The following is an 11,780-nucleotide window of genomic DNA, read 5'->3' on the forward strand; positions in this document are numbered from 1 at the left end:
CGGGTGCGACATTTTGTCAAGGGAAGCGGCTTGCTGATACCTGCTGATGTCATTCCCCGCGCGAATGAAGTTGCACCACAGGGGCCTGCAATCCTGGGCTGTATGGCGCGCGGCGCAGACGTGTCCTGTGGCGCCCTTAGTCCCCTAGCGGCAGCGGAATTGTCCGCCCGTGATAGGCCGTCAAAGAGGCGCGCACCCTGCGCAGATATTCGGAACTGAGTTCGGGACGTTCGCGGGCCACGGACAAGGCCAATGCGTCCAGCACGATCAACAACGAGAACCGAATGGCGGTCGGTTTGAAAATATCGGGGTGTTCGGGAATCGCGAAGGTGATGGGAATTTCCGCCAGTTGTGCAAGCCGGCTATTGGGGCTGGTTATGGCGATGGTGGTCGCGCCATAGCTTTTGGCGATTTTCGTGGCCGCGATCATGGCATCCACCTCTCCGCTGGCGGAAAACACCATCAGCACATCATCAGCCCCCAATGTCGCGGCCTGCATTTGTGCCTGATAGCTGTCATTGACAAAGGATGCGGGAACGCCAATGCGAAACAGGCGGTTTGCTGTTTCCATAGCCATCATGGACGACCCGCCCCCGATTCCTGCTGCAAGCGTGCGTCGCGCAGTGCTAAGGGCGTGTTTCGCGGCCTCCATCTGGGTGTGGTCCAACTGGTGGCGCAACATGGCGGCAGCAGAATGAAACGCCGATAACACATCATCCACGGCGGTTTCGGTGCCTGTCGGGTGGTCGCCGGGGTCTGTGTCGAAATACTGCATGCTGACAGCAAGGTTCTGCGCCAGCCGCAATTTGAATTCCCGAAAGCCGTCACTGCCCAGCGACCGGCAAAACCTGACCACTGTGGGCGTGCTGACACCAGCGCCCGCCGCCAGTTCGGCAATTGTCATGCTGCTGATGCGCATCAGATTGGCCTTGACGTAATCGGCCACTTTCTGTTCGCGCGCTGCCAGCTTGCCATCCAGCCTGTCCAATGCGCTGATCACATCCACAACACCGATCTGACCGCGGTTTTGCAGTTTCACATTGGTGTCGGCTGTCGGGTTTTGGGCTTTCATGGGGGGCTCCAATATGAAACTTAGCTTCATTTCTATGGTAGTTTTGCAGGAATCTGCAATAAATTTGTCCCAAAAGGAACTTTAGTTACAAATTACGCTTGTTTGCGCAAATATTGCTGATATATGTAACGCAATTACAAATTATGCGGCGCGTCACGCTTGCGCTCGGCGCGTATAAGTCCGGAAGGGAACTGGCTGATGAAAGTGTTCTGTGCGTCCATAGCAACCGAGACGAACACATTCTCGCCGCTGCGCACGGATTTGTCGGATTTTCACGAAAGTTTCTATGCCCCCCCCGGCCAGCACCCGCAAACGCCAACATTATGTTCCGCTGTGTTCCCTGAGTTGCGCATGCGGGCGCGGCGCGGTGAGATTGAGCTGGTAGAAGGCACCGCCACATGGGCCGAACCTGCCGGTCTGGTCAGTGCGCAGACATGGGCGCATTTGCGCGACGAAGTGCTGGGGCAGTTGCGCGCAGCCATGCCGGTGCAAGCCGTGGTTCTGGGGCTGCATGGTGCAATGATTGCACAAGATTGCGTGGATTGCGAAGGCGAGTTGCTGGCCGAAATCCGCAAGATTGTGGGGCCAGATGTCAAGATCGGGGCCAGTTTCGACCCGCATAGCCACCTTAGCGCTGCGCGGGTGGATAACGCCGATATCATTACAGTGTTCAAGGAATTCCCGCATACCGATTTTGTGGAAGCAGGCGTTGCATGTGTGGACCTGACGCTGCGCGCCGCGCGCGGGGAAATCCGGCCGGTGATTTCGGTATTCGATGTTCGCATGATTGATGTGCTGCCGACCAGCCGCGCACCGATGCGCGGTTTTGTGGACCGTATGCGCGCACTGGAGGATGAAGGCGCGGCGCTATCCCTTTCTGTGATACACGGGTTCATGGCTGGCGATTCCCCTGATCTGGGGGTCAAGATGGTGGTCATTACCGATGATGCGCAGGCGGCAGGGGATGCATTGGCGCGCAAACTGGGGCAGGAGCTATTCACCTTTCGCGGACGCGCGCGCCCCGATTTTATGGACCCTGCCGCCGCGCTGGACAGGGTGGCGAAATCCGGTAGCTGGCCAGTAGTCCTTGCTGATGTCTGGGACAATCCGGGCGGCGGGGTGCCGGGGGATTCCACCATCATTTTGCGGCAGGTGCTGGATATGGGGTTGCGCGATATTGCCTTTGGCACCATCTGGGACCCTATGGCCGCGCGTATATGTCATGCGGCAGGCGAGGGGGCGCAGTTGAAACTGCGTTTCGGGGGCAAGACATCTGATGTGGCTGGCGATCCGGTTGATGCGGTGGTGCGTGTTGTGCGCGTGCAGCGCGATGCGGTCCAAAGTTTCGGTGCCTCCGTCGTGCCGTTGGGCGATAGTGCGGTGATTGAATTTCAAGGTGTTCAGGTGGTTCTGAACTCCACCCGCTCGCAGGCGTTTTCGCCGGATTTGTTCACCAATCTGGGGATTGATATTGCGGCTAAGCGCGCATTGGTTGTGAAATCGACGAACCATTTTCACGGGGCGTTTGCGCCGGTCGCATCAGAGATTTTGTATTGCGCCGTTGACGGACCTTATCCGAATGATCCGCGCCGCACGGATTACAAGCATCTGACACGCGCAATCTGGCCCAGGGTGGATGACCCGCATGGCACGGACGGGAACGCCTGATGTTCGGGCAGATCGCAACCCCTGCCGTGCTGGTCGATCTGGATATTGCGCAAGCGAATATTGACCGGTTTCAGGCCCATGCAACGCGCGTCGGTGTGGCCGTGCGCCCCCATATCAAGACGCATAAACTGCCAATGCTGGCCCAAGCCCAGATCAGGGCGGGCGCGGTCGGTATAACATGCCAGAAGTTGTCCGAAGCCCGCGCGATGATCGCGCAAGGCGGGATTGCGGATATTCTGATTACCTATAACATTGTCGGCAAGGGCAAGCTGTCAGACCTGCGCGCATTGGCTGAAAACGTGCAGTTGCGCGTCACGGCTGACAGCCGCGATGTGGTTGCGGGCCTGTCGCGGGCCTTCAGTGATGCGCCACAGCCGTTGGATGTGCTGGTCGAATGTGACACGGGCGCGGGGCGTTGCGGGGTTCTGACACCCGATGCGGCCTGCGCGCTGGCGCAAACCATCGCGCAGGCACCGGGCTTGCGATTTGGCGGATTGATGACTTATCCGCCTGCGAATGCGATGCGCGATGTGGCCGGCTGGTTGACGCGTGCAGCGCAAACCTGCGAGTCGGCGGGCCTGTCGGTTCCCGTAATTTCAACTGGCGGGTCGCCAGATATGTGGGCCGTGCAAGCCTTGCCATGGCCTACGGAATATCGGGCAGGGACATATGTTTATAATGACCGTTCGCTGGTGGCGCGCGGGGTGTGTGACTGGGATTCCTGTGCGCTGACAGTGCTGGCAACAGTTGTGTCCGTGCCAGCCGCCGACCGCGCCGTGATCGATGCAGGCAGCAAGGTGCTGTCATCCGATCTGCTGGGCCTGACGGGGCATGGGCATGTTCTGGGACGGCCTGATATTTGCATCAATGCCCTGTCCGAGGAGCATGGCATTCTGCGTGCCGATCCTGTTGCGCTGAAGGTTGGCGACCGGCTGCGTATTGTTCCGAACCACGCCTGCGTGGTGGCAAACCTGCTGGACCGCGTGCAGCTGCTGCGCGCAGGCGTGCCGCAGGGGGAAACGCAGGTGACCGCGCGCGGGCAGGTCTGGTGACTGGCCCGCCTGACCAAAGCAACAATAATTCTGACAAACCAAATAACAGGAGTGACAAGATGACACTGGAACGCATCGGGGTATCGCGCACAGGCGCAGGTGGCCAGTCCTTGCCGTTTTCGCCAGCCGTGCGGGCGGGGGATGTGATATATGTTTCCGGTCAGGTCGCCATGAAAGAGAATGGCGAGATTGAACCCGGCGGCATCGAGGCGCAGACGCGGCGCACCATGGAAAACCTCAAGGCAGTGCTGGAACTGGCCGGATGCACATTTGATGATGTGGTCAAGGCGAATTGCTGGCTGGATGATCCGCGCGATTTCTGGACTTTCAACCGCGTCTATGCCGAATATTTCCCGAACGGCGGTCCTGCGCGGTCAACCGTTCAGGCAACGCTGATGGTCGATGCCAAGGTCGAGGTTGATGTGATCGTTTACAAGCCGCTGGCGAAATAAAGGCGCGTATATCGCGGAAGGCATGTACAGGGTGGGGGCACATTCTATGACAGAAGGTTTGGACAGGCCGGTGGATGAGGGTGCGTTGCTGCGCATATCCGGTTTGAAAAAGCACTTCCCGATCACATCGGGTGTGTTGCAGCGCACAACCGGCCATGTGCGCGCGGTCGAGGATGTGACCCTGTCCATCCAGCCGGGCGAAACGCTGGCACTTGTCGGTGAATCCGGCTGTGGCAAAAGCACGGCGGGGCGGTTGATCCTGCGCCTGATCGAGGCAACGTCTGGCAGTGTTACCTTTCAGGGGCGTGATGTCCGTAGCCTTGACAGTCGCGCCCTGCGCGCCTTGCGGCGGGACATGCAGATCATCTTTCAAGACCCGTTTTCGTCACTGAACCCGCGCATGCGGGTGCGTGACCTGATTGCAGAACCGATTGTGTTTCACAAACTGGTGCGCGGGCGTGCGCAGGTTGATGCCCGCGTTGATGAATTGATGCAGATTGTCGGCCTGTCGCCCGCGCATCGGGACAAGTTCCCGCATGAATTCAGCGGTGGCCAGCGCCAGCGCATCGGGATCGCGCGGGCCCTGGCGGTGCAGCCGAAATTCATTGTCTGTGATGAACCGATTTCGGCGCTGGATGTGTCCATTCAGGCGCAGGTGTTGAATCTGTTGTCGCAGCTGCAACGGGATTTCGGCCTGACATATCTGTTTATATCGCATGATCTTAGTGTTGTGCGCTATGTCAGCGACCGTGTGGCGGTCATGTATCTGGGCAGGATTGTGGAACTGGCCGACACGGCGGCCCTGTTTGAAGAACCCCGCCACCCCTATACGGCTGCGTTGCTGTCGGCCATTCCCGTGCCTGACCCCACCTTGAAGCGTGACGCAAGGGTGATCCTGTCAGGTGACGTGCCAAGCCCGTCAAACCCGCCGCAGGGTTGCCCGTTTCATCCGCGCTGCACCTATGCGCAGGATATCTGCCGAACCAAGGTGCCATCATTGCGCCCTGTGGCACGCACCTCCGGCAGGTCGGGCACTGTTGCATGCCATCTGGCCGATGATCTGGAACTTGCCGGTATTCCAACCCCAGCACCGCAAACCGCAACAGGGGGGACGACATGACTTCGCTGGACCCCAATTCCGTGCGACAAGGTGACCCGATGACGTCAAAACCGCCTGAAACCGGAAACCGTGGCGCGCCCGCGTGGCTGATGCGTCTGAACGGGCGCATATTGTTTGGCGGTGCCCTGGTTCTGTTGATCATCATCATCGCGGTGGCCGCGCCGTTGCTGGCAACCCATGATCCGCTGCGCGTGCGCATGTCGGGGCGGTTAATGCCGCCGGGGGCCGAACACTGGCTTGGAACCGACAATAACGGCCGCGATATTTACAGCCGCATATTATATGGCGCGCGCGTTTCGGTGCTGGTGGGCGGTGCCGTGGTGGTTTTGTCCACGCTGATCGGGGCGTTTATCGGGCTGGTATCGGGCTATTTCCGTCGTCTTGACGGGGTGTTCATGCGTTTCATGGATGCGCTGATGACATTCCCGTCCATCCTGCTGGCGATTGCGATTGTGGCCGCATTGGGGGCCAGCACCCAGAATGTTGTTATCGCGCTGACCATCAGTTTCATTCCGCATACGGCGCGGGTGGTGCGCGGCAAGGTGTTGAGTGTGCGCGAAGAAACCTATGTGGAATCCGCGCGGGCGGTGGGTTTGGGCGACTGGCTGATTATCCGGCGCTATATCCTGCCCAATGTCATGGCGCCGCTGATGGTGCAGGCCACGTTCATTCTTGCGCTGGCCATTATTGCAGAAGCGGGCCTGAGTTATGTTGGTGCGGGCACGCCCCCGCCGCAGCCCAGTTGGGGCAATATTCTGGCTGACGGGCGGTCCTATCTGCACAATGCATGGTGGATGACGACCTTTCCGGGGCTGTTCATCATGGTGTCGGTGCTGGGGCTGAACATTATGGGCGATGGCCTGCGCGATATGCTTGACCCCCGTATGGAGGCCGGAAAATGACCACAGCCAAGGCAACGCAAGGGCAAGATCCCGCCATCAATGTGCTGGACGTTGACAACCTGCAAACCCATTTCCGCGCCAAGGGCACAGTGCTGAAAGCTGTCGATGGCGTCAGTTTTTCGATCGCGGCAGGGGAAACGGTGGCCTTGGTGGGCGAATCCGGTTGCGGCAAAAGTGTGACTGCGCTGTCATTGCTGCGCCTGATATCAGAACCGCCGGGCCGGATTGTGGGCGGCGCTGTCCGGCTGGATGGCGAGGATTTGCTGACAAAAAGCCAAGCCCAGATCGAGGATATTCGGGGCAATCGCGCGGCGATGATCTTTCAGGAGCCGTTGACCGCCCTGAACCCTATTCTGCGCGTCGGCCACCAACTGGCCGAAGTTATTCACCGCCATCATCCGCAGCGAAGATCGCAGGCGCGCGCAGATGTGCTGGACATGCTGCGCAAGGTGGGCATTTCGGACCCGAAGGGGCGGTTGAATGCCTATCCGCATCAGTTAAGCGGTGGAATGCGGCAGCGCGTGATGATCGCAATGGCGCTGTTGTCCACCCCGCGCCTGCTGATTGCGGATGAACCGACCACCGCGCTGGATGTCACCATTCAGGCGCAGATTCTGGACCTGATGCGGGATTTGCGCGACCAGTTGGGCACAGCGATGCTGCTGATTACGCATGATCTGGGTGTTGTGGCAGAAATGGCCGACAGGGTGGTTGTGATGTATGCGGGGCGGGTGGTTGAACAGGCCCCCGTCAGGGACTTGTTTGCCAACCCCGCGCATCCCTACACCCTTGGCCTGATGCGCTCGACGCCAAATTTGGCGACCCAGCGCGGCCAGTTGGCGGCAATTCCGGGTCTGGTGCCTACGCTGGCGGATATGGGCCGCATTGAAGGGTGCAAATTCGCGGAGCGATGCAGTTTCGCAACCCAGAAATGCCATGCATCCGATCCGCCGCTGGAGGGGGCGGGGAGCGGCCGTCAGGTCCGGTGCTGGCATTCTGCGCAAGTCCTGCAACAGACGGTAACACAGGGTTAGGAACAGATTGTCGGGGCCGCAGACGGCAATCGGGGAATGACGGGCATATTTGTAATTAAAATACAAAAATATGTTGATTGACCCCAAAAATCTGCGAAAGTGTGAAGCTAAGATACAAAATGAACATCAACGGGAGAGAATGACATGAGGAATCTTTTGAATTCGACCAGCGCGATCGTTCTGGCAGGCGGTATTGCATTTGCAGGTGCGGCCCATGCCGCATGTGACGGGACTTATGGCGGGGTGCTGAATATCGCAGGGCCGCTGCCACTGGTGACGCTGGATCACATGATGATCACACAAGAACCGACCGCCCCCAGAAATGCCGTCTATGAACAGCTTGTTGCGCTGGACGCCAATCTGGCACCACAGCCCGCGCTGGCGACCGAATGGCAGGTCAGCGATGACGGCCTGACATGGACATTCACATTGCGCGAAGGGGTGCAGTTCCATAACGGCAAGACACTGGACGCCGAGGATGTTGTCGCATCATGGGAACGCTACAGCGAAGTCGGGTCGCGCCGGTTCGAGCTGGCTGATGTGGACCGTGTCGAAGCGGTGGACGCACTGACCGTTGCGGTGCATCTGTCGCAACCTTACGGGGCGTTGCTGGAATCCATTTCGGCCATGTCCGGTGCTTGGGCCATCATGCCTGCCGACATCGCGCGCGAACTGGGCACGGACCGTGCAGACCGCGCAGAACAGGTGATCGGCACAGGGCCGTATATGGTCAAGGAAATCGTGCCCGAAATCCGCACAACGCTGGAACGCTTCGACGGCTACACCCGCCATGAGGGCGAGGCCAGCTACAATGCCGGCCCGCGCTGCGCCTATTTTGACGAAGTGAACTTTGTCCATATTGCGGACCCGTCCACGCGCGTATCTGCCCTGCTGACCGGCGAGGTTGATCTGGCAATTCAGGTCCCCGGTGATGAAGCCGACCGGCTGATTGCCGCAGAAAACACGCAAGTGATCCCCACTAGCCCAGGCGCGCGCGTGTATTTCAAGTTCAATGTCGCAGGCGGTGTTTTCGCGGATTATCCGCTGTTGCGCGATGCGGTGCGCGCCGGTCTGGACACCGAAGAACTTATGTGGGGGTTCGGCCCGTCTGATTACTGGCGCGTGAACAACACCCCGCGCTTTCAGGAACCGCAATGGCCATGGATTGACCAGTCCCACCATTTCCCCAACGATATGGAACTGGCCCAGCAACTGGTCGAGGAGTCAGGATATCAGGGCGAGGAAATCCGCTTTCTGGTGGTTCCGGGCGGTGCGACCGGTTGGGAAAAAGCCCCTGCCATGGACCAGTATCTGCGCGATCTGGGCCTGAATGTGCGCATGGAAAATCTGGACTCGGCCACGTTTGGCACGGTGCGCCGTGATCTGGACGCGTGGGAGTTGAAAGGCGCAGGTGGCGGGTCGCTTGTGGGCCTGCGGTATCTGGATTCCAGTGGCGTTGACCGCAACGGCGACCCATGGCCGAACCTGCCTGATGGCTGGTATGACGTGCTGGACCGCGCCATCAATGGCGAGGATCAGGACGCCCGCGCACTGGCCGCACAGGAATTCTACGAGCTTCAGGCCGAATTCAACAACGAGATATGGACTGGCGATATCTTTGTTATCATGGGCGCGAACAGCAACCTGCGCAACATATCCGAGAATGACAGCACGGCGTCTTTCTGGAATATCTGGCGCGAGGAATAAGCACCAGTCACGCGATTGGCCTGCCGGTAAATTATCGGCAGGCCACCCCCTTAGGAGCGCGCACCAATGACCGCATATATTCTGCGCCGATTGCTGGGAACAATTCCCATCATCCTGATTGTCGGTGTGATCACCTTCTTTCTGGTCCAGCTTTCGCCCGGTGATCCGGCAATGTTCTACGTCTCTCCGGATGCGCCGCCAGATGAGGTGGACCGGGTCCGCGAACGGCTGGGGCTGGACCAGCCCGTGATGACGCGCTTCACCTTCTGGCTGGGAGAGGTGTTTCGCGGCAATCTGGGCGTGTCGTTTCACCAGAACCGGCCCGTGCTGGACGCCTTCATGGATGCGCTGCCGGTAACCTTGTGGCTGGCGGGCTTGTCGATGATTATCGCGCTGGTGGTCGGCATTCCGGTCGGGCTGTTGTCGGCGCTGCGCCCCAATGGCGCGGTTGACCGGTTCAGCACTATTTTCGTGTTCATCGGCGTGTCGATGCCCAATTTCTGGCTGGGCATGCTGCTGGTATTGCTGTTTTCGGTGACGCTTGGCCTGTTACCTGCGCAGGGGTTCAACACAACCAGTGCATGGGGCGGGTTTCGTAGCCTGTTGTTGCCTGCCATCACGCTGGGCTATTCGCAAGCGGCATTGATTGCGCGCATGACACGTTCCAGCATGTTGGAGGTGATGCGTCAGGACTATGTCCAGACCGCCCGCGCCAAAGGGCTGCGGGGCGGTGTCGTGCTGGGCAAACATGCCTTCGGGAATGCGCTGAACCCGATTGTCACCGTGATCGGGCTGGCCATCGGGTCACTTGTCGCAGGGTCTGCTGTGGTCGAGGTGGTGTTCAACCTGCCGGGGATTGGCCGTCTGGTGGTCGATTCCGTCATGCGGCGGGACTACCCTATGATTCAGGGCATATTGCTGCTGACGGCGGGGATGATCATTCTGGTGAACCTGCTGACAGATTTGCTGTATGCGCTTCTGGATCCGCGCATCCGCTACGACTGACTTGCGGGTAAAGTTACGCAAACGGGGGCGGCCATGTGCTGCCCCCGTTTCACGTCCGGCGACGATATGCCCTGCGGTTTATTCTGGGGCTTGCATTCATTTTGTCCAGCGCGCATTCAGATGGGTGTGACACAGCATTCGGAACCAGCATCAATATCCCTGACGGCCCTTGGGTGGTCGGCATTTTTTGATGATCAGGTGCAACCGGATGAAATGCCTTTGGCGCGCATGCGGATTGCCACAGTGCATCGGTCCAGAATGTCGGCCATTGCGCAGCAAGGGCCTGTCCGGCTGGCGTTGCCCCCGCGCGCCAATACGGCTGATTTTGCCGTGGGTGACTGGGTGCTGGTTGACGCGGACACAAGAATGGTGGTGCGCAGGCTGGACCGTATCGCGCTGCTGCGCCGCCGCGTTGAGGGGGGGCGTATGCCGCAATTGATCGCGGCCAATGTCGACACCTTGTTCATTACCACATCATGCAATGACGACCTGAACCCCGCACGGCTGGAACGCTATCTGGCCCTTGCGAATGAAGCGGGCACCAATCCCGTGATTGTGCTGACCAAGGCCGATCAGGTTGCTGACATTGCCCCCTTCAGGGCGCAGGTCGCGGGGCTGCAACGCGGGCTGGCGGTTGTGGCCGTGAATGCAACCACACCGGACGCGGCCACGGCACTTGCGCCATGGTGCGGCGAAGGGCAGACTGTGGCGCTTGTCGGGTCATCGGGTGTGGGCAAGTCGTCCCTGCTGAACACCCTTGCGGGCAAGTCCGGCGATGATGCGCAACTGACCGGCAGTATCCGCGAAGCCGATGCGAAGGGCCGCCACACAACCACGTCGCGGTCGCTGCATCCGGTTGTTGGCGGCGGTTGGGTGATCGACACACCCGGTATGCGCACCCTTCACATGGGCGACAGTCTGGCCGGACTGGAGCAGTTATTTGCCGAAATCACCGAACTGGCCCCCCAGTGCCGGTTTCGCGATTGCACCCATGACCACGAACCCGGATGTGCGGTTCAGGCGGCTGTCGCGGCGGGTGTGCTGGACGCCGCGCGCGTGGCGCGGTGGCGCAAGCTTCAGGATGAAAACCGCATGAACACCCCTGTGCAAACTGGCCCGCGGGGCAATAGGTCAACGAAACCTGCCGGCAAGCGTCGCTAGGGCGCTTGATCCCGTTCAAGCCAGTTGGGTCGGTGACGCAGCGTGATTGTCTTTTGCGGTGGAACTGCCCGCTTTTGAACCCATATCGCACTGAAGCGGGCGGCACCGTAGCGTCCGTTCAATTGGATTCGGAGTGGTGACGATGCAGCTACAGGTGAATGGCACAACCCATGATCTGGATATCGAAGGGGACATGCCGCTGTTGTGGGTGCTGCGCGATGTTCTGAACATTACCGGCCCGAAATACGGCTGCGGTATCGCGCAATGCGGGGCCTGCACAGTGCATGTGGACGGCGAAGCGGTGCGGTCGTGTCAACTGCCAGTGGCCGATGTGTGGGGGCCGGTCACCACGATCGAGGGGCTGGCAGATGGCAACGGGGCGCTGCATCCGGTGCAGACCGCGTGGATTTCCCATCAGGTCGCGCAATGCGGCTATTGCCAGTCCGGCCAGATCATGCAGGCCATCGACCTGCTGGCGCGCAACCCCGCCCCGTCGGATGCGGATATTGACGATGCCATGTCGGGCAATCTGTGCCGGTGCGCCACCTATCCGCGCATTCGCGCCGCCATCCATGACGCCGCCACCATACTGCGGGAGGGGTAGCGC

At 59.9% G+C, this 11,780-nt stretch carries 11 protein-coding genes; 10 read left to right on the forward strand and 1 reads right to left on the reverse strand.

Annotation, left to right across the window (positions count from 1 at the left end; all coding sequences use genetic code 11):
• Positions 1-136 precede the first annotated feature (136 nt).
• Positions 137-1,072: a MurR/RpiR family transcriptional regulator gene (locus tag ACTIE1_RS05775; RefSeq protein WP_439563295.1), complete on the reverse strand. Its 936-nt coding sequence runs from the start codon at positions 1,070-1,072 to the stop codon at positions 137-139.
• 198 nt (positions 1,073-1,270) lie between these two features.
• On the opposite strand from ACTIE1_RS05775, the gene ACTIE1_RS05780 reads away from it, so the two are divergent.
• From ACTIE1_RS05780 to ACTIE1_RS05825, 10 genes are all read left to right on the forward strand, one after another.
• Positions 1,271-2,740: a M81 family metallopeptidase gene (locus tag ACTIE1_RS05780; protein ID WP_439561387.1), complete on the forward strand. Its 1,470-nt coding sequence runs from the start codon at positions 1,271-1,273 to the stop codon at positions 2,738-2,740.
• Positions 2,740-3,792, forward strand: coding sequence for an alanine racemase (locus ACTIE1_RS05785; protein ID WP_439561386.1), 1,053 nt, complete (start codon positions 2,740-2,742; stop codon positions 3,790-3,792). Before ACTIE1_RS05780 ends, ACTIE1_RS05785 begins: the two co-directional genes overlap by 1 nt.
• A 59-nt stretch (positions 3,793-3,851) precedes the next feature.
• Entirely contained in the window at positions 3,852-4,244 is a 393-nt protein-coding gene (locus ACTIE1_RS05790; protein ID WP_439561385.1) for a RidA family protein, read from the forward strand.
• A gap of 46 nt (positions 4,245-4,290) precedes the next feature.
• Positions 4,291-5,364 (forward strand): ABC transporter ATP-binding protein, encoded by a 1,074-nt coding sequence (locus ACTIE1_RS05795; protein ID WP_439561384.1) that lies wholly within the window; start codon positions 4,291-4,293, stop codon positions 5,362-5,364.
• Complete coding sequence (locus tag ACTIE1_RS05800) at positions 5,361-6,266, forward strand: ABC transporter permease (RefSeq protein ID WP_439561383.1); 906 nt, start codon at positions 5,361-5,363, stop codon at positions 6,264-6,266. The genes ACTIE1_RS05795 and ACTIE1_RS05800 overlap by 4 nt, the downstream gene beginning before the upstream one ends.
• A complete protein-coding gene (locus ACTIE1_RS05805; RefSeq protein ID WP_439561382.1) occupies positions 6,263-7,300 on the forward strand; it encodes an ABC transporter ATP-binding protein in 1,038 nt (345 codons plus the stop codon). Before ACTIE1_RS05800 ends, ACTIE1_RS05805 begins: the two co-directional genes overlap by 4 nt.
• 144 nt (positions 7,301-7,444) lie before the next feature.
• Entirely contained in the window at positions 7,445-9,007 is a 1,563-nt protein-coding gene (locus ACTIE1_RS05810) for an ABC transporter substrate-binding protein (RefSeq protein WP_439561381.1), read from the forward strand.
• A 66-nt stretch (positions 9,008-9,073) separates the two neighbouring features.
• Positions 9,074-10,012 carry an ABC transporter permease gene (locus ACTIE1_RS05815; RefSeq protein WP_439561380.1) on the forward strand — a complete coding sequence of 313 codons (939 nt, stop codon included), beginning with the start codon at positions 9,074-9,076 and terminating at the stop codon, positions 10,010-10,012.
• Positions 10,013-10,225: 213 nt separating this feature from the next.
• Positions 10,226-11,173 carry a ribosome small subunit-dependent GTPase A gene (gene rsgA / locus ACTIE1_RS05820; RefSeq protein WP_439563296.1) on the forward strand — a complete coding sequence of 316 codons (948 nt, stop codon included), beginning with the start codon at positions 10,226-10,228 and terminating at the stop codon, positions 11,171-11,173.
• A gap of 142 nt (positions 11,174-11,315) precedes the next feature.
• Positions 11,316-11,777 carry a (2Fe-2S)-binding protein gene (locus tag ACTIE1_RS05825; RefSeq protein ID WP_439561557.1) on the forward strand — a complete coding sequence of 154 codons (462 nt, stop codon included), beginning with the start codon at positions 11,316-11,318 and terminating at the stop codon, positions 11,775-11,777.
• Positions 11,778-11,780: the final 3 nt, after the last annotated feature.

Source organism: Roseinatronobacter sp. (assembly GCF_051859525.1).
GTDB lineage: Bacteria > Pseudomonadota > Alphaproteobacteria > Rhodobacterales > Rhodobacteraceae > Roseinatronobacter.